We start from the raw sequence: 26,967 nt of genomic DNA, 5'->3' as shown, positions 1-26,967 counted from the left end.
CTTAAAATAAACCCCATTTCAAATGGACAAAGCAAGCTATCAAACAGAGCATATTATCCCTAGTTTAGAGGAGGATAAGCCTTTTCTAGCCAACTCCAAATCCTTAGCATTTAAGCTGGTGGATTTCTGGAAATGGAATCAATCGAACTTAATAGAAAACCGAACTAGAGGCATTCTGGCGGAATTCATTGTAAAAATGGCGCTAGACATAAATTCCGCTACCCGTTTAGAGTGGGATGCCTATGATTTTGAAACCCAAACAGAAAAAGGGAAGGTCAAAATTGAGGTAAAATCTGCTGCTTATATCCAAGCATGGGCGCAGAAAAAGCTATCTAGTATTCGTTTTGGGATTGCGCCTACTAAAGGGCTGCTGCAGGATGGAAATTACTCGGAAACATACAAAAGGCAGGCAGATATTTATATTTTCTGCTTGTTGGATCATAAGGATCAAGCAACGATCAACCCGCTGGATATGGACCAATGGTGTTTTTATCTGGCTCCAACTTCCCTTTTGGACAAAGAACTAGGCCATCAAAAGAGTTTGGGGCTTACTCGCCTCAAAAAACTGGGGCTGAAGGCTATCAAATATAGTGATTTGAAAACTCGCTTTGAGGCGATTGTGGAGGGGGTGTAGTGTGGGAAAGCACTTAGAATAAATTAAAACAATTACCTTATGAAATATACCGAAGAACAGGAACGTATTTTTCAATTTGTACAGTACGATTCTAATCATGGAATTATTGATGCTGTTGCTGGATCTGGAAAAACTACAACAATTATTGAAAGTGCAACATATATTGGTTCTAGCAAAAAAGTTCTTTTTTGTGCTTTTAATAGAAGTATTCGTAAAGAAATTCAGAACCGATTTGCAAGAAAGGGCTTTGACCATATTATTGTCAAAACAATGCACGCATTAGGCTTTGATATTCTCAATACTAATTCTACTTCAAGATATAAAGTTGATGACTTTAAGTATACTCCAATTATAGACGATTACGTTCAGAAATACGCTGAACATAGTCTAAAAGAATTATTGAAATTAGACGAGATCCCAGAAAACCCCATGGATAAAAACCAAAAAGAAGTTTTAAAAAACTACTTATATCAATATAAATACAGGCTAAAAGAAATTTGTACAAAATATAGACTAACATTAACCCCTGATAATTTTGAAGCCTTTAAGGATATGGTGCTTCATTTTGGGATATTTAACCATACGCAACAAGAATCTACGCAATTTAATTTAAAACTGAAACTATATTGGAAAGCCAATAACTATTTACTTGACAGAGGTAACACAATCGCAAAAAACCTTAAAAAGATTGATTTTGCAGACATGTTGTATCTCCCCTATGCCTGGCAACTTTATCCTCAAACTAAATTTGATCTCTTGTTCATAGACGAATGTCAAGATTTATCAAATTCTCAAATAGCTGTAGCTTTTAAATACATCAAGAAAACAGGGCGGGTTCTCTCAGTTGGAGATCCTTATCAGTCTATTTATGGTTTTGCAGGAGCTGATATAAATTCTTATAATAGATTAAAGAGTTTAGCTAATTCAAGAAGTCTAAAACTGTCAAAGTGCTTTAGATGTCCTTCTAATGTAATTGAGTTAGCAAAGAACTTTAGGGAAGATATTAGCCCATTTAAACATAAGGAAGGAGATATTTATAATATCCGTTTTAATGAAGTTATTTCTAAAGTTAAACCTGGAAATTTAGTAATCTCAAGAGTCAAGAGTCCTCTATTAGAACTATTATTTATGTTGCTTGACAAATCCATTACTGTTGAAGTACATGAAGATGATATAAAAGAGGTATTAAATAGTTTAAGATTTATGTTTTCGAGAGAAGAACTCAAAAGCACTGAAGACCTTGAAAATCTTTTAAATAAAGTTAAAAAAAGGAAAATATACTTTATTGAAAAGGAAGCAAGTAACATTATTGACAATGCAGAAAAAGCTAAAATCATAGCTTATGAAATACACTTACTGAATCTAAAACTAGGATTTATTCAAAAGCAAATGTATATTAACTTAGATATAGATACAATAGATGAACTTTTAAAACGAATAAAAAAACTAATTAGTGGTGGTCCGAATGCTATTAAACTATCTACAATACACAGAGCTAAAGGCTTAGAAAATGATGTAGTATTTATTATAAATTATGATTCACTTCCTCTTTATAGAGATAATCAGCAAGATTGGGAAAGAATTCAAGAAAGAAATCTTAAATATGTTGCTCTAACTAGGGCTAAAAAAACTTTATTTCTTGTAAACTCAAAAGAAACTGAGACCGAAGAAGATGAAGGGTCTTTATTTGATGAATTAGATTGGTTATAAAATGGCAACTAAGGTATTAAAGGCTTTGCTACACAAAACCAACAAACTAAAAATTAGCTAACTGTAAAACTATTATAAATAAGTCACGAAAAAAAACTAGCCCAATAGATTTAAGTCTATACAAAACAAAATCCCCGACCACTCCAGTGCTCGGGGATTTCCTTTTCCCATCACTCCACCACCACTTTCATCACATACTCCTCCATCACCGCCCCCCGAAAAAGCTGCTTAATCTTCAACTTCGTCTTTCCCTTCTTTTTGGCCACAAAAATAAAGGTAGCCTTGGCTTGATCTCCACCAGCGGGACGGATCTCCCCTGCGCTTTCATCGATCTTCAGTTTATAGTCCAAAGTTTTCTCTTTAAATTCAATGATGGAGGAATCCTCAATTTCAAACTCGCCGGTATTGCCTACAGAGGTATGTTGAGTAAAACTATACCTTAGTTCCTGCCCTTCTTTCACCTTATAATTAGTTTGAAGGGGCTGCAAATTCACAACTTCCATATCAGCTGCTTGTTTTTTATTGGCTTCCGCCTTTTCATCTCCACTAATCGAGTCCGATGCATTTTGAGTGGACTTGCAAGACAGGAGTAACAGGGTCAGCAAGAAAAATAGACTATAGTTTTTCATCTCTTCTAGTTAAGATTGATCTAATCATTAACGCTAATAAAAAAACCCCGACCACTTTTCCGTGATCGGGGTTTATTCGTCGGGCTTGCAGGATTCGAACCTGCGGCCTCCTGCTCCCAAAGCAGGCGCGCTAACCGAACTGCGCCAAAGCCCGTACTGGCCGAAGCCAATTGCCTGGCGGAGGAAGCGGGATTCGAACCCGCGGTACCCCTTTCGAAGTACGTCAGTTTAGCAAACTGGTGGTTTCAGCCACTCACCCATTCCTCCGAGTGTTTTCTGAATGTAGTTTAAAAAGTCCCAATCATCTTTACGATAATTAGGACCTTTTAATATGTCGGGCTTGCAGGATTCGAACCTGCGACCTCCTGCTCCCAAAGCAGGCGCGCTAACCGAACTGCGCCAAAGCCCGAATTGGCCGAAGCCAAATCTGGCGGAGGAAGCGGGATTCGAACCCGCGGTACCCCTTTCGAAGTACGTCAGTTTAGCAAACTGGTGGTTTCAGCCACTCACCCATTCCTCCGAGTGCGTTGCAAATATAAGACGGCTTTCTGATTTGTCCAAACCTTTTTTCAAAAAAAATGCCCCCTTTTTCAAGGGGGCTCGCTAATTTACTCTTAATCAAAGAGTCAGTTCGTCTCCAATTTCGTAATTTTTATTTCTACCCGCTGGTTGCGCTTCCGCCCCTCCCGAGTTTCATTGTCCGCTATGGGCTGACGCTTGCCATACCCCCGATAACTAATCCGACGACGATCAATCCCCTTGGCCGTTAAATAACGCGCTATGCTCTTCGCCCGATCCTCCGATAAGTTGTCGCAGTACTCATGCGTAGGCAAACCATTGGTATGCCCCCCAACTTCTATCGATACCCCCTTGTTCTTTTTCATAAAGGCAACCAACTCGTTTAACTCCAAAGCCGCAGCAGGCGTAATACTCGAAGAATCTGCCTGAAAATACAAGTTGTCCAAACGAAATTTATCCCCCAAAGCCAAATCCTCTGCCTTCAAATCCCCCTTAAAATCCCCTCGGTCTACCTCCTTAGGCGCTTCCTTAGGCTCCTCTTTTTCCTTGGGCAAAATCGGATCTTCCTTAGGCGATGGCTTTACATTGACCTTCCGATCCTTAGGGTCTACCTGCGCCAATATAGGATTGTCCGGCTCTTCCTCCGGAATCTCACAGCTGTAGATCTCCGAAGCATTATCCAACAACAAGTTCCCATTGTAATAAAACATGGTCGGCGTCTTATAATAGGCCTCTAACACAAAATAGCGATAGCTTTTCTTAGGCGTAAACTCAAATTTATACGGCCGCCAATCCGTATGCGTCACCATATCACTACTGGCCAACAATTCCGCCTTGTCCCGAGGAGAATTCCCCCCATAAATCCGCAAAATCGCCCCCTTGTTAAAATTGGTCAACTCATTGGGCTTCAACTTGGTCGGACTCACATACTGCGCAGATCGCGCCAAATAGATGCTGAACCGATAACACTGCCCCTCTTTTATCGGCCTAGCCAATCGCTGACTTACCGCCTCCCAAGTCTTGTTATCTCGCACCACCAAACCCAAATAGGTGTTCTCATCATGGGCCGCCTGCGTCACCCCAAAGCCTCCAAAAGGCTGTACATCGGGAGGCGACTCCCCCGCAAATCCACAATCTATCCATCCCCGAGGCTGCCAACCCGGACGCGGCTCGTCCTCAAATGAGGGATTCTCCAAATAAATGATTTCTGTCTGGCCCCTAAGCATCCCGCAAAACGCAACTAATGCCAAAGCCACTAATGTTGATCGATTCATATATTATTTTTTGGTCTATGTTTGCCGCCCCTTCTAAGGCGCTCTTTTCTGTTCAACCGTTTTTTGGGCCTCCTGCCTGCGGCAGGCGCTACGTTTCGCAGCTCGCTATTCGCTCGGCCCTGCGGCGGCTGCGCCGCCTGGGTCTGGCCCTTCGGGCCACTGCTGCACATCGCTAGGCCAAATGGAAGGGGTCCGACCGCTATTTGGCCTTTACCCAGCCTCCCAAATGTAAAAAAAGCCGCCTGCTTGCGCAAAATTAGCATTTCAACTAGAAGATGCCTAGTTTTTAGCTTAGTTCATTGTACTTTTGCAGGCAGATCAAGCACTCTTTGCCCTATGCGCTTTTCCAAGAGTGAGCAAGAACAAGTTTTACCTTATTTAATAAATTGCCCTTATGCCTGTCTTCAAGTTTGGTGGCGCCTCCATTAAAGATGTTGCCGCAATCAAAAATGTGGTCCAAATCCTTCGCCAATACCAGCAAGAACAACCCCTGGTTGTAGTCTCTGCCTCTGGTAAAATTACCAACGCACTAGAGAAAGTAGTGCAGGCCTATGTGCAACAAACAGGCCAAGCAGAGGTTTTGCTCCAAGGCGTCCGACAACACCATTTAGAACTGCTCCAAGGCCTCTTTGAGAACCCTCAACATCCTATCTATGATGAGATCAACGACCTCTTTGTAGATGTAGAATGGATCCTCGAAGAAGAACCCCAAGATAGCTACGATTATCTATACGATCAAATTGTCTCACTGGGCGAACTGCTCTCTACCACAATCTTGGCCGCCTACCTCAATGAGGAAGGCCTGCCCACCCACTGGCTTGATGTCCGCGATTGTATCCTAACCGATAATAGCTATCGCGATGCGCAAGTAGATTGGGCCGAAACCCAAAGCCGCATCCAAAAAATTGTTCCCGCTCTTCCCCAAGGCCAAATGGTCCTTACCCAAGGCTTCCTCGGAAGCAGTAGCGAAAACTTTACCACCACCCTTGGCCGAGAAGGCTCTGATTATACAGCCGCCATTTTTGCCTTTTGCCTCAATGCCGACCGCCTAGCGATTTGGAAGGATGTCCCCGGCCTCCTCAATGCAGATCCCCGTATCTTTGACAAAACGGTCCTACTCGACAATATTTCTTATGCCGAGGCGATCGAGATGACTTATTATGGCGCACAGGTGATCCACCCCAAAACATTGCGTCCCCTTCAAAACAAAAATATTCCCCTTTGGGTCAAATCTTTTGTCCAGCCCCAAGAAAGAGGAAGCTTGGTCTCTTCAGAAGAGGTAGATCAATATCCCCCCATCTTTGTGGTCAAAAAGGAACAGGCCCTACTAAAGATTAAGGCCAAGGATTTTCAGTTTGTGGATGAGGCCCGCTTTTCGGCCCTCTTTGCGAGCTTTGCCAAACACCGCATTAAGGTCAATATGACCCAAAATACGGCCCTCGCCTTTTCGGTTTGCATCAATTATGAGCCCCAAAAGCTGGGCGGCCTACTCGAAGAATTGGCCCAAACCTATATGACCGAACTGCGCAGCGATCTACAGCTCATTAGCCTGCGCCACCAAACAGAAGAAGCCCTCAACATGCTTCGACAAAATAAAGAGATTTTACTGGAGGAGCATATTGGCTGTACAAGCCAATTGCTCATTGCCGCCGAGGCCCTTTGGTCCTAAACTTTGCCCTTGCAGGGCGCAAAGCGCCCTGCTTTTGAGAGGGGCTTGTCCCCTCTTTGCCCAATCTGCTCAATTGGCTGAGGGATGGATAGCAGTGGCCCGAAGGGCCAGACCCAGCCGCCGAAGGCGGCGCAGGGCCGAGCGAACAGCGAGCTGCGACACAGCCCGACCCAGCGCCTTGCGCTGGGGCAGCCCCCAAAAAACAACTACTAAACAACAACCTTATGTCTAAAAAACAAGCTAAACCCGCAGAAAACCGCTTCCGCGTTCGGGTGGTCTACGGATTTTTGAAAAAACTTCGCATTGTCATCCTTGGCGATATTGAAGAAGGCCAGGTGAAGGCCGGAATGCAACTAGTGACTGAGCTGGGCCAAGAGCTGGGCAGCTGGGAAATTGAGGAGGTCCTAAAAATGGACTTCATTAACAATCACGAGAATCAGAAATTTATCGGGCTCCAACTGATTTGTAAAAGCGAACAGGATTTCAACCTTTTGAAGTCCCTTCGTGTTTATGATGAAATTGTGCATATCCGCTAAACCAACTGCATGTCTAACGCTAAACAAGAAGGGGGCAGCTATGCCGATCGGCAGCTATTTTTTCGCTTGCTCAAATTGGTTCGCCCCTACAAATTTATCTTTATTACGGCCGCTACGCTCTCTATTGTCTTGGCCCCAGTGGCCATTTTAAGGCCCTATTTGGTCCAATTGAGTGTAGATGAATACATTCTAGCCGGCAATTATGAAGGTCTACTCTGGATAGTAGGCCTTTTGTTTGGCGTCCTACTCTTTGAGGGCGCTTTGCAATATTTCTTTACTTACATTACGGGCCTTTTGGGCCAATCGGTGATTAAGGATCTGCGGCTTCGGGTCTTTAAACATATCAATAGCCTGCGGCTCACTTACTTTGACCGCACGCCTATTGGCACCTCTACCACCCGCACGATCAATGATATCGAAACGATCAACACGGTCTTTTCGCAGGGGGCCATTACGATTGTGGCTGATATCTTAACCCTCATTTTTGTGTTGGGCGTGATGCTTTACTCGAGTTGGAGCCTCACCCTGGTCTGTCTGACCACTATGCCCCTGCTCATCTGGGGCTCTTATTGGTTTAAGGAGGCCGTTAAGAAGTCTTATGAGCATGTGCGGACCGAAGTGTCTAAGATGAATGCCTTTTTGCAAGAACGCATCACGGGCATGCGCATCGTTCAGATCTTTAATGCCGAACAACAAGAGCTTAAGAAGTTTGATGCGATCAATAAACGCTATACGGATGCCAACATCCGCTCTATTTTTTACTATGCGATCTTCTTTCCCATGGTCGAAATCCTATCGGCGGGCTCTTTGGGCCTTATGGTTTGGTATGGCGCCCAATCGGTCCTTAGTGAAGAGGTGAGTATTGGGGTATTGGTGGCTTTTCCGCTCTATTTGGGCATGCTCTTCCGCCCCGTTCGGATGCTGGCCGATAAATTCAACTCCTTGCAAATGGGCTTGGTGGCGGGAAACCGAGTTTTTAATTTGATTGATAGCAACAAACAAATTCAGAATAATGGCGAGCAGCTAGTGGACAAACTAGAGGGCCGCATCCGCTTCAAGGAGGTATTTTTCTCTTATGAGCAAGATAAAAAGCCCGAGGAGGTAGAGAAATGGATTCTACAAGGGCTCGATTTTGAGCTGCCCGCAGGCCAAACTATGGCCATTGTGGGGAGTACTGGAGCAGGGAAGACCACCATTATTAACATCATCAACCGCTTTTATGAAATCCATAAGGGAGAAATCTTTATTGATGATGTCGAGATTCGGAATTATGAGCTGGCCAGCCTACGCAGCCGCATTGCCATTGTGCTTCAGGATGTCTTTCTCTTTTCGGGCTCTGTTTATGAAAACATTTGCCTAAGAGATGAAAGTATTAGTAAGGAAGAGGTGATTGCGGCCGCCAAAATGATTGGTGCAGATGAGTTTATTGAACGCCTGCCTGGCGGCTATGATTATCAGGTGATGGAAAGAGGCGCCACTTTATCTATGGGGCAGCGACAATTGATTTCTTTTGTTCGGGCGTTGGTCTTTGATCCCGATATCTTAATTTTAGATGAGGCCACCTCGGCTATTGATCCCGAAACCGAGAGCATTATTCAATATGCTATTGAGAAATTGATTGCCAAACGGACCTCTATTATTATTGCCCACCGCCTCTCTACCATTCAGCATGCGGACCAGATTTTGGTTTTGGACAAAGGCCGAAAAATGGAAATGGGCGATCATCAAACTTTGATGCAAAACCCTGATGGCTTTTACCGTGATCTTGTAGAAACGGCTTATAGCGTCAATCAAACAGACTAAGATGAAGAAGATTCTTTATTTTGATATGGACAATGTGCTGGTGGATTTCCCCTCGGCCTTTGCGCAACTTTCGCCGCAGATCTTGGCCCAATATGAGGACCGCTTGGATGAAGTTCCTGGTATCTTTTCGCTGATGCAGCCCTTGACAGGCGCATTAACTGCCTTTGAGGAGCTCAGCCAATTGTTTGATGCCTATTTATTGTCTACGGCGCCTTGGGAAAACCCCTCAGCTTGGTCAGACAAGCTGCTTTGGGTAAAAAAACATCTGGGCCAAAATGCACACAAACGCCTGATCCTTTCGCATAATAAGCAGCTCAATCAGGGCCACTTCCTTATTGATGACCGCCTAAAGAATGGAGCCGATCGCTTTGGCGGAGAACATATCCATTTTGGCCAAGCCCCCTTTGAAGATTGGGAAAAAGTATTGGCTTATCTGAGAACTCAGGTTTAAACTAGTGAAAATGGCTCTTTTTGGTAAAAGATGATCGCTCCCACAAACGAAAGTCCGCAGTACAATTTGTATTGCGGACTTTTTTTGGCTTTGGGGGATTCCCCAGAGGCGTCTGTATCGTTACATTTAGCTCCGGCCCCAGGCCAGAGGCGTCTGTATCGTTACATTTAGCTCTGGCCCCAAGCCAGAGGCATCTGCATCATTACATTTAGCTCTGGCCCCAGGCCAGAGGCATCTGCATCATTACATTTAGCTCTGGCCCCAAGCCAGAGGCATCTGCATCATTACATTTAGCTCTGGCCCCAAGCCAGAGGCATCTGCATTCTTACATTTAGCTCCGGCCCCAGGCCAGAGGCGTCTGCATCATTACATTTAGCTCCGGCCCCAGGCCAGAGGCATCTGTATCCTTACATTTAGCTCCGGCCCCAGGCCAGAGGCGTCTGCATCGATACATTTAGCTGGGGCCCCAAGCCCTAGCCGTCTGCATCAATACATTTAGCTGGGGCCCCAAGCCCTAGCCGTCTGCATCAATACATTTAGCTGGGGCCCCAAGCCCTAGCCGTCTGCATCGATACATTTAGCTGGGGCCCTATCTAATTTGGCCTATATTTTTTTCTGGTCCTCCCCTACTACAAATCAGCTAGGCTCGCTTAGCAGCGAAATATTGGATGCGGTTGTATTTTTTGCTTAAGATTATGCAGCCTAAAGGCCGCAGCCAATCTTGTTGGGCCATCATTTTTCTTGCCGCAGGAGCTTAAAAGCCCCTGCTCTATTGAAGAAAGGCGAAGGCATTCGATTTTCAGCTCCTGCGGCTTTTAAGCTGCAGCTAGGGATAGCAGGCGGCAAAGCCGCCGCAGGCCCAGCGCTGCGCAGCGGTGGCCGCAGGCGGCAGACCCAGCGGGCGAAGCCCGCGCAGGGCCGAGCAGACTTGCGAGCTGCGCAGCATAGCGGCGGCCAAGCTAGGCCTTTGGCCTAGCTGGCCGCGGGCCCCAAAAAAAGGATAGAATTGAGAAGAAAAAAAAGCAGAGCCGTTAATCTATCCCCCAAGTTTATATATTTGTAGCCAAAGCAATTTCAGAAACAACTAGACAGCAACTTGGGTTATGGCAACGATCAGAACAGATGAAAACTTTCCGTACAGCAACCGCGATTTGAGTTGGTTAGCCTTTAATTATCGGGTGTTACAAGAGGCCAAGGACCCTTCGGTTCCTCTTTTTGAGCGCATCAAGTTCTTAGCGATTTACTCCTCTAACTTAGATGAGTTTTTTAGAGTGCGGGTGGCCTCTATCAAAAGCTTGATTCGTTTGGGGAAGCGGACCAAAAAGGCGATTGACTTTCCGCCAGAGGAGATTTTGGACCGCATCAATGAGATGGTGCGGCAGCAGCAGTTGGAGTTTACCGAAATTTATCAGAAGCATATCTTGCCCCTTTTGGCGGCCATCAACATCCATTTGGTCAAGGAGGCTGATTTGGGGAAAACCCAGACCGATTTTCTGGATAAGTACATTGAAGAAAAGCTGATTCCCTATCTACAGCCCATGTTGATTGTCAAGCATAAGATTCGGACCTTTCTGATCAATAATGCGCTTTATTTGGGGGTGGAATTAGGGACCAAAGGGCGGACGCCCCGTTATGCGGTGGTGCGCATTCCCTCACATCGTTTTCCTCGCTTTTTGGTTTTGCCCTCCGAGCGGGAAAACGAGCGCTTGATTATCATGTTGGATGATATTGTGCGTTATGCGCTACCGCGGATTTTTCCAGGTTATAGTATAGAGAATAGCTACTCCTTCAAAATGACTAGAGATGCGGAAATGTACTTGGAAGATGAGTATTCTGGCGATCTGATCGAGAAGATCCGCAAGGGCTTGAACAAGCGGAACATTGGGGCCAGCACTCGTTTTGTTTATGATCGGAATATGCCCAGCAATTTGCTGCGTTTTTTGATGCAGGCTTTTAGTGTGAAGGGTACTGACTTACAGCCAGAAGGGCGTTATCACAACAACTTTGACCTTTTCCAGTTTCCCAACTTTGGTCTACAGCATTTGCAAGATGATCCCTTGCCTCCGCTTCGGCATCCGAGCTTACACAAGGCCCAATCTCTTTTTGCGGCCATTAGTGAAAAAGATCATCTGGTCCACTACCCCTATCAGCGCTACAATTACGTCATCAAGTTTTTGGAGCAGGCGGCCCATGACCCTGCCGTCAAGCGCATTCGGATCTTGCAATATCGAGTGGCCAAAGATTCGCAAATCATTGCGGCCTTGCGCTCGGCCATGGCCGAGGGAAAAGAAGTGATGGTGTTTGTGGAAGTTAAAGCTCGCTTTGATGAAGAGGCCAACTTAGATTGGGCCGAAAAACTAGAGCAATGGGGGGCTATCGTGAAGTATAGTCTGCCCGAACTCAAGGTGCACTCTAAAATCTTGTCCATTACGAGAGAAGAAGAGGGCAAGCTGCAAGATTACTGCTACCTCAGTACGGGCAATTTTCATGAGGGCACCGCTCGCCTCTATGAAGATTATGGCTTTTTCACCAAAGATAAACGGCTCACTAAAGAGGTGGATAAAGTATTGAACTACCTAGAACATGGCGAGCTGCCCAAAAAGCCCTTTAAACATCTATTGGTTGGGCAATTTAGGATGCGGAAGAACATCTATGCCATGATTGACCGAGAGATAGAGCTGGCGCAGGCGGGCCAAGAGGCGGGCATAACCATCAAGCTCAATAGTTTGCAGGATCATCGGATGATTTGCCGCCTTTATGAGGCCAGTCAGGCGGGCGTAAAAATCCAGTTGATCGTGAGGGGGATTTTTGGCTTGCAGACGGGGGTCGAGGGCTATTCTGAAAACATTGAGGCCATCTCCATTGTCGATCGCTTTTTGGAGCATTCTCGAATCTATCATTTTCACAATGCTGGAGAGGACAAGATCTATTTATCCTCAGCAGACTGGATGACGCGCAATTTGTACTATCGAATTGAGTGTGCTTTTCCGATTTATGACAAGGGCTTGCAAGAAGAAATTAAAGATTTTCTAAATTTGCAGCTCAAAGACAACGTCAAAGCCCGAATCCTGGACCCCAAGCTGTCCAACCATTACAAAATAGATGAAGGTCAAAGGCCCTTTCGCTCTCAGTTAGAGGTCTATGCCTATTATAAAAAACAATTAGAAGCTTCTCAGCATGCTGAAAAATGATTTGTTCCTTAGGGTGGCCAAAGGCGAAGCCACAGAACGTCCGCCTGTTTGGTTAATGCGTCAAGCTGGACGTATTTTGCCCCAATATCGTGCTATCCGCAATAGTCTTTCTGGTTTTAAGGAGTTGGTCGAGCGGCCCGAATTGGCCGCAGAGGTCACCATCCAACCCGTTGATGAGTTGGGTGTAGATGCCGCCATCATTTTCTCTGATATTCTTGTTATTCCCGAGGCCATGGGCCTCCCTTATGAGATGGTCGAGAAGAAAGGCCCTCGTTTTCCCAAAACAATCGAAAGCGCCAAAGATATTGAGCAATTGTTGGTTGGCGATGCCGCTGCGGAGGAACTACAATATGTTTATGAGGCCCTAAAAATCACGAAGAAAGAGCTAGATGGCCGTGTGCCCTTGATCGGTTTTGCGGGTGCGCCCTTTACCATTTTCTGCTATATGATTGAAGGTCAAGGAAGCAAAACCTTCTCTAAGGCCAAAAAACTAATGTACCAAGAGCCAGAGCTAGCGCATTTGCTTTTGCAAAAGATTACGGACACGACTTTGGCCTACCTCAAGAAAAAGGTAGCTGCTGGGGCCGACCTCATCCAGCTCTTTGATTCTTGGGCTGGCGTGCTTCGTCCAGCCGATTTTCGCGCCTTTTCTTTGCCCTATATGGCACGCATCGCCGAGGGCTTGAGCGGCAGCATTCCCGTGACGATCTTTGCCAAAGGTGCCTGGCATTCTATGGCTCAGATGGCGGCCACTTCGGCTTCGGTCTTGGGTTGTACCTGGACCCAAAACCCCAAGCAATTGCGGGAAGAGCTTGGCCAGCATCAGGTTTTGCAAGGTCTTTTGGACCCCTGCGCCCTTTATGCCGACCCCAAAACGATTGAGGCCCAAGCCATTCAGATGATGAAGGATTTTGGTCCACACCATATTGCCAACCTTGGCCATGGCGTTTATCCCGATACGCCCCTAGATAATGTCAAGGTCTTTGTCGATACCGTGAAAAATTTCCGCTACTAGGCCATTTTGCCTTTATGGAAGCGAAGAAGAAGAAGTTGTAGGTTTACAACTTCTTTTTTTTGGGGCTGCCCCGCCCTTCGGGCGGGTCGGGCCATTCCGCAGCTCGCAGGTCTGCTCGGCCCTGCGCGGGCTTTGCCCGCTGGGTCTGCCGCCTTCGGCGGCCCTGCTCCAGCCCCTCAGCCTGCGGCGGCTTCGCCGCCTGTCCCCCGCAATAGGACCAAAAAGGGCCGCGGTTCAAAACTTTTAGGCCACTATTTCCTTTCATTACTATCATCAAAACAGCAGAGAATGAGTACCTTAATTATTGGGGCCTCTAGCAAGCCCGACCGCTACGCTTATGAGGCTGCCCGCCGCCTCCTAGCTATTGGAGAAACCGTTTATCCCTTGGGCTACAGAGCAGGGAAAACAGCTGGAGAGCTAGATATACTAACCAGCATTCCAGCCGATTTGGCCGTAGATAGCATTACGCTTTATCTCCGCCCAGAGCTGCAAGAAGAATACTTTGAGCAGATTGTTGCCTTGGCCCCTAAGCGCATTATCTTTAATCCAGGAACAGAAAACCCCGCCTTTCAACAACGTCTGCAAGCGGCCCTGCCCCAAGCGGAAATCATGGCGGCCTGTACCCTCGTCTTAATTAGTATGAGAGAATATTAAAGGGAATAAGCTTTAGTGCTCTAGAAGAATGATAGTTACTAGTGAAGAACAAGCCTAATTATTCACTATAAATAAATCCCTTATGTCAGTAGAAAAGTATCTTCAACAATACTACATTAGTGAAGAAGATTGTGAAAACATCCGTGCTCTTTGGGAGGACATTAAAGGCGATGTTGCCTGGATTTTTGATGAGTTTTATGCATGGTTGCCTTCTATAGGAGGGCTAGGCAATCGGTTTAAAGACCCGAATCTGGTCCAATCTAACCGTAAGCTCGTAGAGGCCCATTGGATACAGTTTTTTGCTGCTCAAATTGATCAAGCCTATATTGATAGCCGTAAAAAGATTGGCCAACGCCATGCTTTTGAAGGCCTCCCCCTTTCTATCTATTATGCAGGAGTGGCCAAGTTAGACAATCTCTTTGAGCAGTTATTTCTTCGTCTTGGTATCAATGATGTTAAAAAAATTATCTCCTTTAACAAGCAGCACCGTATGGATGTTGCCATTGTAGCCAATACCTATAGCAATCTTACTCAACAAGCCCTAAAAGAGCGCAGTGCAGCTCTTTATGCCTCAGTAGCTCAGCTTTGGGATGATATTCTCTTTATTCCGTTAGTGGGAGAAATGAATACTGAGCGAGCAGAAAATTTACTATCTGTTATCCTGAAAGCTATTGGCGATAAGCAATCAAAAGTTTTCATATTGGATATTAGTGGTGTTATGGTTATTGATAAAGAAGTGGCTCAACATCTGATTCGCATATCTAAAGCAGCTAAGCTTATGGGCTGTCAGTGCATTGTCTCTGGCGTTTTTCCACAGAATGCTGTTACCATTGTAGAACTGGGCTTTTCCACCCAAGATTTACAAACTACCGCCTCGCTCAAAGAAGCTATTCACTTAGGGTTTAAACAAACAGCCGTGCGTTTATAAATGAATATCTCTGAGTCTATTTATGATTGTATTATTATTGGTGGAGGTCTTGCTGGCCTTTGCTGCGCCCTTCCTTTGGCCAAAAGAGGGCTAAAGGTCCTTTTGATCGAACAAAAAAGCTATCCCTTTCACAAAGTTTGCGGAGAATACATCTCTAAAGAGGTCCTTCCTTATCTCCATAGCTTGGGCTTTGATCCCTTTGCTCATGGGGCCGTAGATATTCGGCATTTTGCCCTAAGCTCATTAAAAGGGAAATTGGTGCAGACTAGTTTGCCCTTGGGAGGCTTTGGGCTTTCTCGTTATCGGATGGACCAAGCCCTCTATCATTTGGCCTTGGCGGAGGGGGTAGAATTTGCCTTGGGCCAAAAGGTCCATCAAGTAGAGGAAATTGGACCAAAAAGCTGGCGACTTCAAAGCCAGCAGGGCCGAGAATATCGAGCTGCAATGGTTTTGGGTTGTCAGGGCAAGCGCTCCTTAGTTGATCGGCAACTCGATCGGCATTTTATGCAGGAGCGGGCGGGTTTCATGGCGGTCAAATGCCATTATGAGGGTGATTTCCCAGAAGATTTGGTGGCCCTACACAACTTTGAGGGAGGCTATTGCGGCTTATCTAAAGTAGAAGAAGGCCGAATCAATCTTTGTTATTTGGTGGAGCAAGTCCAGCTCAAGCGGGCGGGCAGCATCAAGGAGTTGGAGCGTACTGTTTTAGCGCAGAACCCCTATTTGGAGCAAGCGTTTCGGGAATTTAGGCCCATTTTTTCTCGGCCCTTGAGCATTAGTAATATATATTTTAGGCCCAAACCTTTAATTGAGCAAGGGCTGCCCATGTTGGGCGATGCTGCGGGTTTAATTTATCCACTTTCGGGCAATGGGATGGCCATGGCCATAGGTTCGGCTTCTATTATGCAGGCCTTGCTGCCCCAGTATTTGGATGGGCAACTGCATCAGGCTGAGTTTTTGGACCAATATGCGGTGGCTTGGCAGAAAAACTATAGTTTGAGGTTGCAGGCAGGGCGAAAGCTGCAACATTTCTTTGGCCGTCCCTTTTGGTCCAATTTGGGGGTGCAGCTATTTGCTGGCTTACCCTTCATGCAACAAACAATTATTCGCTGGACGCATGGCCGTCCATTAAAGCCTTGGGATGCTCTACTTTAAACAGCGGTCGGACAAGGCCGAGATCATGGATGACTTGGAGATGGAAGGGCCTGAGCTCAAAGCGACCTTGGAGCAAATAGCTTGGGTCAACAAACTTTTGGGCGGGCTAACGATTAGTCAGGCTGCGCTGGCCCAACTACTACAAACTTGGCCCAAAGAAAAGCCTTTGCGCTTGGTGGATTTGGGTTGCGGGGGCGGCGATGCCCTGCGCGCTTTTGCGCTTTGGGGCCGTAAGAGGGGCTACCGCTTAGAGTTGCTGGGGATAGATGCCAATGCCTATTGTTTGGAGCAAGCCCGTTTGTGGTCCAGTGACTTTCCAGAAATTCGTTATGCCCAGCTCGATGTTTTTGGGGAAGAGTTTGCGGCCTTAGAGTTTGATGTGGCCCATTGCGCCCTTTTTCTGCATCATTTTGAGGAAGAAGCTTTGGACCAACTGCTCCTACAGTTAAAGGGGCAGGCCCAATGGGGGGGCATCATCAATGATTTAGAGCGCTCGACATTGGCCCATTTTCTCTTTCGTTTAGTGACTAAGCTGTTGGGGGCTAGTCCGATGGTCCGTTATGATGGACTGCTTTCCATTCAAAAGTCCTTTTTGGGGCAGGAGTGGCGGGAGCGGCTGGGGCGTTTGGGCTATCGGAACTATCGTTTGGGTTGGGCTTGGGCCTTTCGGCACAAAATACTTTGGTGGAAATAGGAAATGCTGAGTGAAGAAAGCCACCCCTATGGCCGAAGGCCAAATGGCCTAGCGATGTGGAGCAGTGCGGCGCAGCCGCAGACCCAGGCAGCTTTGCTGCCGCAGGGCCGAGCGAACAGCGAGCTGCGAAACGTAGCGCCCGCAGCTTGGCTGCGGGAGGCCCCAAAAGAAATCGCAGCAGAATAGAAATTCTACTGCGATTAGTGAGGGAGAAAAGATCTAATCATAAATCTTAAAGCGGCCCTCGGTATATTTTTCCCATTTATCTAGGGCTTGTTGGAAATAGTCGGGTAGCGGGGCTTCCAGATAAATTTCCTCTCCTGTTTTGGGATGTTCAAAGCCTAGGGAATAGGCGTGCAGGGCTTGGTGGGGAAGAATTTTGAAGCAATTCTCGACAAACTGTCGGTACTTACTGAAAATCGTTCCTTTCACGATGCGGTCGCCATTATAGAGCTCATCATTGAAGAGCGGGTGGCCGATATGCTTCATGTGTACGCGAATTTGGTGGGTCCGTCCTGTTTCCAGTTGACATTCGACCAAAGTCACATAGCCAAAGCGTTTGAGGACCTTATAATGGGTCACGGCATGTTTACCGTATTCCTCATCTTCATAGACACAGAAGCGTTTGCGGTTTTTGGGATCGCGGCCAATATGGCCAGTGATCGTTCCCTCTTCGGCTTCTACATCGCCCCAGACTAGGGCGCGGTATTTCCGTTTAATCGTGTGATGGAAAAACTGTTTAGAGAGATGTTGGATAGCCTCTTCGGTTTTGGCCACCACCAGAATACCGGTAGTAAATTTATCGATACGGTGCACTAGGCCGGGGTAACTGCCGTTGCCTTGGGGCAAGTCTTTAAAATGCCAAGCGAGGGCATTGACGAGGGTGCCGGTATAATTGCCCACACCGGGGTGGACCACCATGCCAGCGGGTTTGTAGACCATGAGGACCTCCTCATCTTCATAGCGAATATCTAAGGGAATATCTTGAGCAATCACCTCGCCTTTGGGGCGGGCACGGCGCCAGCGGACCTTGATTAAGTCGTGTGGCTTAATCTTTTGATTACTTTTGGCTTCCTTATCATTTACCGTCACATAGCCGGCATCGATACCGCGTTGCACCTTAGAGCGGGTCATGCGCTCCATGCGTTGCATCAAAAACTTATCTAATCGCATAGGCTCCTGCCCTGGATCGGCCTTATACTCGTACCAATCGAACAAGGGCTCATCCTCGAATTCCATTTCCTCTTTAGGGTCCATAAATTTTTTACTTGATTAAAATACCCAATTCGTTGAGAATGGGAATATGTGTAAAGTAAGCAGCCTGAATACTACCTGCTACAAAGACGTACTTTCGGTCGTACATATAGTCATTCCATAAAAAGCTAATCCAGTATTCGTTGGCCATTTGCACTAAATATTGGTGCAGGGGTTCAATTTTTTGGACCGTACCCGCGGGTACCTCCTCAAAATAGTATCGAATATTGGCGGTTTCTACCTCCTTCTCTTTAAGGCGGCCATAGCCTCTGGCCGAAACAATCAATTGTTTGATTGGCTCCTCTTTGAGGTTGAGTAGGTAGACATCCCAAAAGCCGTCGGCAGCGGGGACAATAGCAAGGCCCACCCCTTCTACTTTTTTAATGGGAATATCATTTTTCATGTTGTAGTAAATTTGGCGCTAGGCTAAAATCTAATTCGGCTGCAAAGATATCTGCAAAATGCCGAGAAAGCAAACTTTTGACCTCCTCTTCTGCTACGGGTCGTCCCAATTCTTGGGCTAGAGAGGTGACGCCCTTATCTTGGATGCCACAGGGAATGATATGGCCGAAATAGCTCATATCTGTATTGATATTAAAGGCAAAGCCATGCATAGTCACCCAGCGGCTCAGATGCACTCCAATTGCGCAGATTTTTCGGGCATTGGGGCCATCTTCATCTAGCCATACACCAGATTCGCCTTTGATGCGACCAGCCTTAATGCCGTAATCTTGCAGCGTTCGGATCACCATTTCTTCGATACTACGGATATATCGGCCAATATCGGTAAAAAAGCAATCGAGATCCAAAATGGGATAGCCCACAATTTGGCCCAAGCCATGATAAGTAATATCTCCCCCTCGGTTAATCTTCACAAAACTAGCCTCATGAGTGGCTAAGCCAGCCTCATCGAGTAGTAAATGGGCTTCTTTGCCATTTCGGCCCAGGGTATAGACATGGGGGTGCTCACAAAATAGAAAATGGCCAAATTGCTCTAGCTCCTCCCCTTCTCTTTGTCGCTTTTTGCGATCAATGCAGGCATTGAAAAGTTGGGTTTGATAGGCCCAGGCCTCCTCATAATTGATTCGGCCTAGTTCTTCTACTTTTACTTTCTTACTCATCTTGCTTATTTTTTGGCCCAAGTTAGCTATTGGATTAGGCTTGGCCCGCTAATTCTCCTTTTAGAAAATCAATCACTTTTACTTCTGTGGCATCTACTTGGCGCAAAACAGAAAGCTCCCAAGAGATCCAGTCGCCCAAATGTACGGCATACATAGCCTCTTCAATCAAGCTCTCTCCCTTAAGTTTGATCTCGATCAAAGTTTGGGTGTAGTGGTTAATGATTTCCTTGTTAATTTTGATGCGTGCTTGATTGCGCTCATGCTCAAACTTGCTTCTGAAAATCAAGACAGCAAAATCGCCCTCTTGTTTACGCCAGCCCACCAATTCGTTATGATTCATTTCGGGAATCAAGTGATGGCTACAAAGGATTTTTGCATTTTCGTTGAGCTGCTGACGCAAGCGCAAAACAACAGATCCCATACGATCATTGGTATAGAGAACGGGAAACTTGCCGCTCATGAACTGCGCCATTTTCTTGGCCTTTTCCATAATATCGGCCTGCTCTTTTTCTAGCAAAACAATGCTCTGTTTGAGCTGCTCAATGCGTTCAGCTTTAGCACAACCAAAAAACTTCAGGATAAATAGCTGCTGTACCAAAGAGAGACCCAAACAAGCGCGGGGAGGACTACCCGCATGTGGCAACTGAACGAAATCTAAGCCATGCTCTTCCGCCAAGGCTTTCATTTTACCACCAGAGCTGACACAAACAATTTTGGCCCCTTTCTCAATCGCTTCTTCTAAGCCAAGCAAGGTCTCTTCCGTATTACCCGAAAAAGAAGAGCAAATCACTAAACTGTGCTGATTCACATAGTTAGGCAAATCATAGCCTTTAACCACTTCCATAGGCAAAGGACGCTCTTCTGCAGTGAACTCCTTGGCAAAATTGGCCCCAATACCAGAACCGCCCATTCCCACAACTACAATATTGCGCAATTCCTGCTTAGGCGCCGTTAATTTTATATTCTCGCCGATCTCAATGGCTTCGCTCAACTGAGCCCCAAAGTTTTTGATTAGTTCATTCATCATGATAAATTCAAGATTTTGTTAATAGCCCCAGAGAGACTATGTATATATCATATATTTTAGTATACTACCTCAATTGCAATACAGCTTGTCAAAGCTGCGAAAGATAAAAAAATTATGGCAAAACATCACAAGATAGGCATCTTGGGCGAAAAGATGGCCCTAGAATACCTTTTGGCCGCCGGCTATCAGCTTAAAGCTAAAAATTGGCGCTATGGCAGAGCCGAAGTAGACCTGATTGTCTTTAAAGATAACGTTCTCATTTTCGTAGAGGTCAAAACCCGTAAAAATGCCGCTTTTGGCCCTCCCGAATTGGCCGTTACCTCCAAAAAACAACAACTTCTTTTTGAAGCTGCCGCCGCCTACATGTATGCCCAAAACTATGAGGAGGAAATCCGTTTTGATGTGATTGCCATACAGCTTTTGGCCCAAAAAGCCATCAAGCATTTTGAAGACGCTTTTTTCCCTATCTGGGATGGAAAGACCAACTAAAAAGCGCAAATTAGCGTTGCTTTGGCAAAGGATCTTTAACAATTTCCATTCATTCGATCATTAGGACATTTAAATATAAAACGCATGAAATTCTTGCTTTCTTTTCTCCCCCTTCTTCTTTTTGCCCTTCCCCAAATTAGTCAGGCCCAACCCCTATCGGTTAGCGATATTGTTGAGGTGACAGGGATTGTGATTACCCCCGGCCAAAATGGAAAGGTGGCCCCAATTCCCTTTGCCACCATTGCCGTTGAAAATGGCCTGCGCGGAAGCTATGCCAATATGGACGGGATGTTTTCTATTGTAGTCAAAAAAGGGGAACGCCTGCAATTCTCTGCTGTGGGCTTTGCAACTCAAGAAATTGTGATTCCCGAAGATTTTGAGGGCCTCTACCACTCAATTGTGGTCCAACTAGAAACCGAAGACATCAATATGGCGGAGGTTTTGGTTTTCCCCTGGCCCGATCGAAACAACTTTAGAGCAGAGTTTTTAGCCATGCAACCCACTCAAGCCCAAAACCTTCAGGCTTTGGCCGAGGGCAAACTCAGCCGCCAACAACTGCTTGCCATGCAAGAAGAAATGGATATGGATGGCCGAGAAAATGCCTCGCTTTACCTCCGCCAACAAGCCAGCAGCTATTCTTATCAGGGACAACAACAGGCTATGCCCGTCCTCAATCCTATGGCTTGGGCCCAATTCTTCAAGCAGTTTAAGAAAAAGGATAAGTAGTTCTTTTTGGGGCCTGCCGCCTGCGGCGGCCGGGCTGTGCACTAGCTCGCTACTCGCTCGGCCCTGCGGCAGCAAAGCTGCCTGGGTCTGGCCTGCGGCCACTAGTTACCATCCCTAGGCCAATGCTGTGGGGACAGCCCCACAGCCTAACCGCCACCCTTGGGACCAAGATAAAAAAGCCCGATCTACAAAGGTAGATCGGGCTTTTTATGGTCCAAAAGAAGCTTATTCCTCCTCTTCCCAGTCCAATTGCTCTAACATGCTATCGCCTTCTTTAAAGCCATCAATTTGGCGGCGATCTCTTTTGGTGGGACGACCAGCACCTTTTTCTCTAAATTCTGTTGCTCGGCCATTCATAAACCAAGCCTTAAACTTATTGAGTTCTTCTTCTGGCGTGTGGTCCTCATAACAAGGCTCTGCTAATTTGGCAGATACCCGCTTTTCGATCAACTCGACCACCTTAAAGCGCATATTGAAGTTATTTTTTCGGACCTCCAACAAGTCGCCTTGTTTTACAAAGGCCGAGGGCTTTAGGATTTGCCCATCTACACGTACATGCCCCTTTTTGCAGGCATTACTGGCCAGGGTTCGGCTTTTAAAAATACGGACCGACCATAACCACTTATCTACTCTTACCTTATCCATGATTTAATTTTACTTTTTTTCAGGAGCTCCAACAAGGGAAACTAAAAAGATGGTTCCATTTGTCCAAATTTTTCTGGTCCTAGCTAAGCCCCCAAAAAATTCAACGGCCGAAGAAGAAGACCAAAAGAAAAAAGATCGATGAGCGGCCCAGCGCTGCGGAGGGGTGGCCGAAGGCCAGACCAAAGGCGAAACGCAGTGAAGCCTGAAGGGCCGAGCGAACAGCGAGCTGCGGAACGTAGCGCCGCAAGGCGAAGCCGCAGCGGAGGCCCCAAATCCTTATCTAGGGGGTTGAAAATCGTGCATAATACTGCCTTCTCTCAAGCCATTTTCGATACTATCCTTTACCCAAAGAATAATGTCTAAAAGCCCATTGATAAAGGTTTTGACGGTATAGGGCGTGATCGGATAATTGTAATACTCACTAGATTCTGGTGCCTTGTGCTGCACAATACTGCTGAGGGTGGCATAAATGATATAGGTCAGAAAAGAGACGTGCATAGGGGCCAGTTTTCGGACCTTAATGAGCTCGATCAGGTCTTTGGTTCGGCTTTGTCCATCCATTCCATATAGCAGCGGATCGACCTTGAGGGCCTCTCGGCAAAAGACGTTGAGAATAGACTCTTCTAGGCGGCGGACAAAAGCCAGGCGCTCCAGCATTTGCTCTCTTTTGGCCATCGATTTATCGGCTAAGATGCTGAGCAAGAGCGAAACATCTTCTTGGTCCAGATAGCGGTCGGCAAAGTCAAAGACCTCGGGAAACTGCTGTTTGATTTTGCTATCTTCCAGTTGGCCCACCTCCTGATGCAGAAACTCAAAAAGGGCTTGCATTTCTTCTTCATCTACTGCCGTTTTCTTTTTGTCGAAGAGGGCGGCCCGTTGGCGCAAGCTAGGCTCTAGCTGCACTCTCCAAGCCGTATGCACACAAAAAGGCAGGGGCCGCTCTTGGCGCAACTCCATTTCTCTAAGGCGCATAATAGCCTCGTGCACAAAGTTTTCGGCCTCGGTTCCTTTGGCTTGTTGTGGATGAATAGGCGCCTTGCCATCTAGAATAACAGCCTGATATTTACTGTTATTCTGTAGTTCGTGTAGGCCCTCTTGCAAGTTTGTTTTGTTGGTAATGAGGACCTGATACTTGCGGGCCCGCTTAATAAAAGGGCTAGCAAATTGCTGATCATCATCAATCATTAAAACCTGTATCGGTCGGCGGCGTTTTTTGGTCATATTCTTATTTTCTGTAGGGCAAAATAATATCAAATTGCACCTTGAAGGGGTCGCGTTTATCTATTTGCTCCTTATAATGTAGACTACCCTCATGGTTTTCAATAATTTGATGAATGAGGTAGCCCCCGATACCCGAATGTCCAGTATCGCCGGCATAATTGCCGTAGGAGACAAAATCGTCAAAGGTAAAAGAATTTGGGAAAGCTTTCCCATCATTCTTATATTCTATCAATACTTCTTCTTGCTCTTCCAAAAGAGAAACAGAAAAGCGGATCAGATGTTTTTTGTGCTTAGAGAATCCGTGTCGACGGGCATTTTCTACAAAATTGCTCAAGGCCGTGGCCAGTTGCGCTCGGTCGATCAGGGTAGCAATGGGCAATTCTCGGCCTCTTTCATCATCCTCTACCTCAATTTGGATAGAGAACTGCTTTTCTTGGGCATAAAGTTGGGCCCAATCTTCCAAAAAGTCGCGCAACAATAGATGCTCCAACTGCATGCGCTCCTTATCGGCCGAGATGATGTTGCTAGCCGCATCAATGCTATTAATGGTATAAATGAGTTGTTTCTCAATTTTGCGCACTACTTTATCCAATTGGTCCTCCTCTTCGGCTTCTTCGCCCTCAAAAAGGGGATAAATAGAATCGCTCCAGCTCAGAGGTGTTTGCTCTTCAATTTTATCCCCCAGAAAGTCCTTAATATTTTTGAGCTCGGTCAAAATGGCTGGCAAACGATTGCCCAGCTCATGCTGCAAAGAGGAAATAATGCGCATTTGCCGATTTTGGGCCGTTTGCTTATCCAGATTGAGGCGACTGCGTAGGGTTTCCACCTTATGCTCTTCTTCTTTGAGTAAAGACCATTTGGTTTCTTGGACCAATTTGATTTGCTCCTCTAAGCTAAGCAAAGGCATTTGCAGTTGGCCAAATTCCCGCTCCGATATCTGCAAGGCTTCATGATCGGTTCTGAACATATTGAACTGGGCCAAAAACAATTTTTGATGCAGCTGGACCAAAAAGTATTCTTTGTTGATCTTCTTTTGCTGCAAATCAAAAACGAGCACAGATTTACTCACAATGATCGCTTGCCCCTTATACTCAAAGTAGCTGGCCCGCAAGCGCTTTCCTTTCCGATTAACCAAAAAGGCTGAATACTGTAAAAGCCGCCCCTCTTCTTCTTCCTGTTCTTCAAAGGGACAAAGCCTAGACAAGGCCAATTGATAATCCGCAAACTGCAGCGCCAAATCACTACTACTCACAAAGGGATGATTATGGAACTGCCGCTCTCTTTTTTGCACCCAAAGCGCAGGCAGTTCGCCCGCCATCACTTCTTGAACCTTAACCAGGGCGTTTTGCTCCGCCAAAGCCTCCAGTTCCTGAATAAATGGCGCCGCATAACGCTTGGCATTGAGGTTGGCCCGCTGCTCGAGCAATTGCTCCACCGTTTTGCAAACCACATAGCCGGCTAGCTCCTGCGGCACTTTCTCGCCATAACTATGATAAGCCGAAACAATGGCCGCAATTTGCTGACTCTCCAAACGATGACGCACCCGACTTTTAGATCGAGGCTGCAATTGTGAAGCATTGATAAAAAGGACCTTGCCTCTTCGTTCTGCCGATTTATTTTTTCGCAAATAAAGCAAACAAATAGGCGCCTGACTCGCATACAACAAGCCCGCAGGCAAGGTGATCACGGCATCTACCACATCGCGGCGAAGCAAATACTCTCGCAAACGACGCTCTTGCCGCTCTTTGAAGAGGGCCCGCATGGGCAAAACGGCAATCATTCGCCCATTCTCATTGAGTTGGTCCAACATCAACTGCACAAAAAGACTGTTGCAATCGGTTTCTTCTTGGCCCACATCTAGGGGCAGCTTGACATAAGAGCGCTGTTTGACCGCCCGCAAATCAATCTCTTCGCCAAAGGGAAAATTGGCCAAGGCCAAATCAAATTGCTGAGGGGGTTGGGGCGGATGAAGCAGGCTGTTATTTTGCTCCACCAAAGCCTCATAAGCCCCATTCATCAAGAGGTTCATTTTACAAAAGGCCCAGGTAATTTGATCGACCTCTTGGGCCAAAATATTTAAAGCACCCGCTTCTTGCATAAGCGCGACTAGGCTCCCGGCCTGTCCCGCCGCAGGTTCATAGACCGATTCTCCCGATTTAGGGGCCAACAAAAGGGCCATGAGTTTATTGAGAAAAAGCGGACTGGTAGCGCTACCACCCGCCTTGCCCCTTCTTTGGGCCGCTCGGCTCAAACTCTTATTAAAGAAAGCCCCAAACTGCGCAATAGAAAACTGCTTGAGCGAAAAATCGACCTGTTCCAATAGGCCAAATACTCGGGCCAGATGCTGGGCATCGGCCTTGTCTTGTAGGGCCACCATTAGGGGAGCAAAAATATTTTCTAAAGAGGGATTGGCCCTAGAAATCGCCACCAGGGCATCTCGCAAATCGCCAAAGGCCTGTTGTTCGTTTTTGGCCAACTGCTCCCTAAAATTGTGTAGGATCTGCCGTTGTTTTTCCGAAATCTTAATGAAGGCCAATTCGCCTTCTTCTTGTAGACAAATCAGGCGCTTATAAAAGATAAGGCTCAACAAGACATTGGCCGAGTTACTGAGGTCCCAGGTCCCTCGCAAAGCATCCAAACTACTACTAAATAGGTTGTCTAATTGGTTCTCTAGCTCCTCCTTGCTGCTGGGGGTCCAGCCCGAAGAGATCTGTATTTGATCAAAGTTGATAGATTCCATAGGTATTTTGGCTTGTCTGTTATAGTGTGTCTCTAAATATAGGGTTTTTTATTAAAATCTATCTGCTTGTTGTTTTGGGGCCTCCCGCCTGCGGCAGGCGCTACGTTCCGCAGCTCGCTGTTCGCTCGGCCCTGCGGCTGCGCCGCACTGCTGCACATCGCTAGGCCTGCGGCGGCTACGCCGCCTGCTATATGGGCCTGTAGGTTGAAAATTTTGTGTTTAGCCTTTTCTGCGCCTAGGGACAAGCCCCTAGGCTAGCTTTTCTAGACAGCCCTCTAAAGAGGGCCTTTGGATAAGCTGCTTCTCTGCTAAAATGACTTAGCAAGGCCTTATACATCAACAGTCGAGGCCCTCGCAGAGGGCTGACTCCATTGGATTAGCCTAGGGGCTTGTCCCTAGGCGATTATTGGCTGCTCTCTTTCCTGCCTTTAGGAACAAGAAGCTGCTTAGGGCCATGGGCTGAAGCCCATGGTTGTGGGTCTATGCAAACTGGCGGGCTAAAGCCCTTGTTTGCTATTGAGACTTGGGGTCATTTTCTTACTATAGTAAATAACCTTAGAATAGAAAAGCGAACAAGGGCTTTAGCCCGTCAGTTCGCTCAGTCAACAAGCCTGGGCTTCAGCCCAGGGCAGTAAGTATAGAAGGGAAACCATAAGGAAGATGAGATATATGACACTAAGGGCTTGTCCCTAGGCGACGCCAAATTGCGAATAGCATCCCCCGCTTTACAAATGCCATTTCACAAATTACAAATAGCTTAACCCGCTTTACAAATGCCATTTCACAAATTACAAATAGCATCCCCCACTTTACAAATGCCGTTTCACAAATTACAAATAGCATCCCCCGCTTTACAAATGCCGTTTCACAAATTACAAATAG

The 26,967-nt window shown here is 46.4% G+C and carries 23 protein-coding genes and 4 tRNA genes; 14 read left to right on the top strand and 13 right to left on the bottom strand.

What is annotated here, in order from left to right; genetic code table 11:
- Nucleotides 1–22: 22 nt before the first annotated feature.
- The gene (locus PPO43_RS12995) at nt 23–634 is read left to right on the top strand and encodes a hypothetical protein (RefSeq protein WP_272618456.1); all 612 of its coding nucleotides are present in this window, start codon (nt 23–25) and stop codon (nt 632–634) included.
- 39 nt (nt 635–673) lie between these two features.
- On the top strand, nt 674–2,344 hold the full coding sequence (locus tag PPO43_RS12990) for a UvrD-helicase domain-containing protein (RefSeq protein WP_272618454.1): 1,671 nt from the start codon (nt 674–676) through the stop codon (nt 2,342–2,344).
- Nucleotides 2,345–2,514: 170 nt separating this feature from the next.
- Here PPO43_RS12990 and PPO43_RS12985 read toward each other — a convergent pair whose 3' ends face one another.
- From PPO43_RS12985 to PPO43_RS12960, 6 genes are all read right to left on the bottom strand, one after another.
- The gene (locus tag PPO43_RS12985) at nt 2,515–2,973 is read right to left on the bottom strand and encodes a hypothetical protein (RefSeq protein WP_272618452.1); all 459 of its coding nucleotides are present in this window, start codon (nt 2,971–2,973) and stop codon (nt 2,515–2,517) included.
- A gap of 79 nt (nt 2,974–3,052) precedes the next feature.
- Nucleotides 3,053–3,127: transfer RNA gene (locus PPO43_RS12980), tRNA-Pro, on the bottom strand.
- A 21-nt stretch (nt 3,128–3,148) separates the two neighbouring features.
- Nucleotides 3,149–3,240 (bottom strand) — tRNA-Ser (locus PPO43_RS12975).
- Nucleotides 3,241–3,307: 67 nt separating this feature from the next.
- Nucleotides 3,308–3,382, bottom strand: a tRNA-Pro gene (locus PPO43_RS12970).
- A gap of 19 nt (nt 3,383–3,401) precedes the next feature.
- Nucleotides 3,402–3,493, bottom strand: a tRNA-Ser gene (locus PPO43_RS12965).
- Nucleotides 3,494–3,599: 106 nt separating this feature from the next.
- Nucleotides 3,600–4,766 carry an OmpA family protein gene (locus tag PPO43_RS12960; protein ID WP_272618450.1) on the bottom strand — a complete coding sequence of 389 codons (1,167 nt, stop codon included), beginning with the start codon at nt 4,764–4,766 and terminating at the stop codon, nt 3,600–3,602.
- Nucleotides 4,767–5,160: 394 nt separating this feature from the next.
- Here PPO43_RS12960 and PPO43_RS12955 point away from each other — a divergent pair, with 394 nt between their 5' ends.
- The 10 genes from PPO43_RS12955 to PPO43_RS12910 all read left to right on the top strand — a co-directional run bounded on the left by PPO43_RS12955 (nt 5,161) and on the right by PPO43_RS12910 (nt 16,862).
- The gene (locus tag PPO43_RS12955; RefSeq protein WP_272618448.1) at nt 5,161–6,435 is read left to right on the top strand and encodes an aspartate kinase; all 1,275 of its coding nucleotides are present in this window, start codon (nt 5,161–5,163) and stop codon (nt 6,433–6,435) included.
- A gap of 224 nt (nt 6,436–6,659) precedes the next feature.
- Entirely contained in the window at nt 6,660–6,971 is a 312-nt protein-coding gene (locus PPO43_RS12950) for a hypothetical protein (protein WP_272618446.1), read from the top strand.
- Nucleotides 6,972–6,980: 9 nt separating this feature from the next.
- Nucleotides 6,981–8,774 carry an ABC transporter ATP-binding protein gene (locus PPO43_RS12945; RefSeq protein ID WP_272618444.1) on the top strand — a complete coding sequence of 598 codons (1,794 nt, stop codon included), beginning with the start codon at nt 6,981–6,983 and terminating at the stop codon, nt 8,772–8,774.
- Nucleotide 8,775: 1 nt separating this feature from the next.
- Nucleotides 8,776–9,225, top strand: coding sequence for a 5' nucleotidase, NT5C type (locus tag PPO43_RS12940; protein WP_272618441.1), 450 nt, complete (start codon nt 8,776–8,778; stop codon nt 9,223–9,225).
- Between the two features lie 1,103 nt (nt 9,226–10,328).
- Nucleotides 10,329–12,416, top strand: a complete 2,088-nt coding sequence (gene ppk1 / locus PPO43_RS12935; RefSeq protein ID WP_272618439.1) for a polyphosphate kinase 1 — start codon at nt 10,329–10,331, stop codon at nt 12,414–12,416.
- Nucleotides 12,403–13,431 (top strand): uroporphyrinogen decarboxylase, encoded by a 1,029-nt coding sequence (gene hemE, locus PPO43_RS12930; protein ID WP_272618437.1) that lies wholly within the window; start codon nt 12,403–12,405, stop codon nt 13,429–13,431. The genes ppk1 and hemE overlap by 14 nt, the downstream gene beginning before the upstream one ends.
- Before the next feature lie 288 nt (nt 13,432–13,719).
- Nucleotides 13,720–14,085 carry a CoA-binding protein gene (locus PPO43_RS12925; RefSeq protein ID WP_272618434.1) on the top strand — a complete coding sequence of 122 codons (366 nt, stop codon included), beginning with the start codon at nt 13,720–13,722 and terminating at the stop codon, nt 14,083–14,085.
- 82 nt (nt 14,086–14,167) lie between these two features.
- Nucleotides 14,168–15,013, top strand: coding sequence for a protoglobin domain-containing protein (locus PPO43_RS12920; protein ID WP_272618432.1), 846 nt, complete (start codon nt 14,168–14,170; stop codon nt 15,011–15,013).
- A complete protein-coding gene (locus tag PPO43_RS12915; protein ID WP_272618430.1) occupies nt 15,014–16,168 on the top strand; it encodes an NAD(P)/FAD-dependent oxidoreductase in 1,155 nt (384 codons plus the stop codon). It begins immediately after the preceding gene.
- Nucleotides 16,155–16,862 (top strand): methyltransferase domain-containing protein, encoded by a 708-nt coding sequence (locus tag PPO43_RS12910; protein ID WP_272618428.1) that lies wholly within the window; start codon nt 16,155–16,157, stop codon nt 16,860–16,862. The genes PPO43_RS12915 and PPO43_RS12910 overlap by 14 nt, the downstream gene beginning before the upstream one ends.
- A gap of 219 nt (nt 16,863–17,081) precedes the next feature.
- On the opposite strand, the gene PPO43_RS12905 is transcribed toward PPO43_RS12910, so the two are convergent.
- The 4 genes from PPO43_RS12905 to PPO43_RS12890 are packed head-to-tail and all read right to left on the bottom strand — an operon-like array spanning nt 17,082 to nt 20,264.
- The gene (locus PPO43_RS12905) at nt 17,082–18,119 is read right to left on the bottom strand and encodes an RluA family pseudouridine synthase (RefSeq protein WP_272618426.1); all 1,038 of its coding nucleotides are present in this window, start codon (nt 18,117–18,119) and stop codon (nt 17,082–17,084) included.
- Nucleotides 18,120–18,126: 7 nt separating this feature from the next.
- Complete coding sequence (locus PPO43_RS12900; RefSeq protein WP_272618424.1) at nt 18,127–18,519, bottom strand: hypothetical protein; 393 nt, start codon at nt 18,517–18,519, stop codon at nt 18,127–18,129.
- A complete protein-coding gene (gene lipB, locus PPO43_RS12895; RefSeq protein WP_442985458.1) occupies nt 18,509–19,246 on the bottom strand; it encodes a lipoyl(octanoyl) transferase LipB in 738 nt (245 codons plus the stop codon). The genes PPO43_RS12900 and lipB overlap by 11 nt, the downstream gene beginning before the upstream one ends.
- 25 nt (nt 19,247–19,271) lie before the next feature.
- Complete coding sequence (locus PPO43_RS12890) at nt 19,272–20,264, bottom strand: bifunctional phosphoglucose/phosphomannose isomerase (protein WP_272618420.1); 993 nt, start codon at nt 20,262–20,264, stop codon at nt 19,272–19,274.
- A 114-nt stretch (nt 20,265–20,378) separates the two neighbouring features.
- On the opposite strand from PPO43_RS12890, the gene PPO43_RS12885 reads away from it, so the two are divergent.
- Together PPO43_RS12885 and PPO43_RS12880 are read left to right on the top strand one after the other, a co-directional pair.
- Nucleotides 20,379–20,753 (top strand): YraN family protein, encoded by a 375-nt coding sequence (locus tag PPO43_RS12885; protein ID WP_272618418.1) that lies wholly within the window; start codon nt 20,379–20,381, stop codon nt 20,751–20,753.
- Between the two features lie 84 nt (nt 20,754–20,837).
- Nucleotides 20,838–21,479, top strand: coding sequence for a carboxypeptidase-like regulatory domain-containing protein (locus PPO43_RS12880; RefSeq protein WP_272618416.1), 642 nt, complete (start codon nt 20,838–20,840; stop codon nt 21,477–21,479).
- Between the two features lie 225 nt (nt 21,480–21,704).
- Here the strand turns inward: PPO43_RS12880 and PPO43_RS12875 are convergent, their stop codons facing one another.
- From PPO43_RS12875 to PPO43_RS12865, 3 genes are all read right to left on the bottom strand, one after another.
- On the bottom strand, nt 21,705–22,124 hold the full coding sequence (locus tag PPO43_RS12875) for an RNA-binding S4 domain-containing protein (RefSeq protein ID WP_272618414.1): 420 nt from the start codon (nt 22,122–22,124) through the stop codon (nt 21,705–21,707).
- A gap of 276 nt (nt 22,125–22,400) precedes the next feature.
- Complete coding sequence (locus tag PPO43_RS12870) at nt 22,401–23,345, bottom strand: response regulator receiver protein (RefSeq protein ID WP_272618412.1); 945 nt, start codon at nt 23,343–23,345, stop codon at nt 22,401–22,403.
- 4 nt (nt 23,346–23,349) lie between these two features.
- Entirely contained in the window at nt 23,350–26,085 is a 2,736-nt protein-coding gene (locus PPO43_RS12865) for an N-6 DNA methylase (protein WP_272618410.1), read from the bottom strand.
- Nucleotides 26,086–26,967: the final 882 nt, after the last annotated feature.

This window comes from Saprospira sp. CCB-QB6 (genome assembly GCF_028464065.1).
GTDB lineage: Bacteria > Bacteroidota > Bacteroidia > Chitinophagales > Saprospiraceae > Saprospira.
Note: the sequence above shows the minus strand (reverse complement) of the source record. Positions and strands in the feature narration are given on the sequence as shown.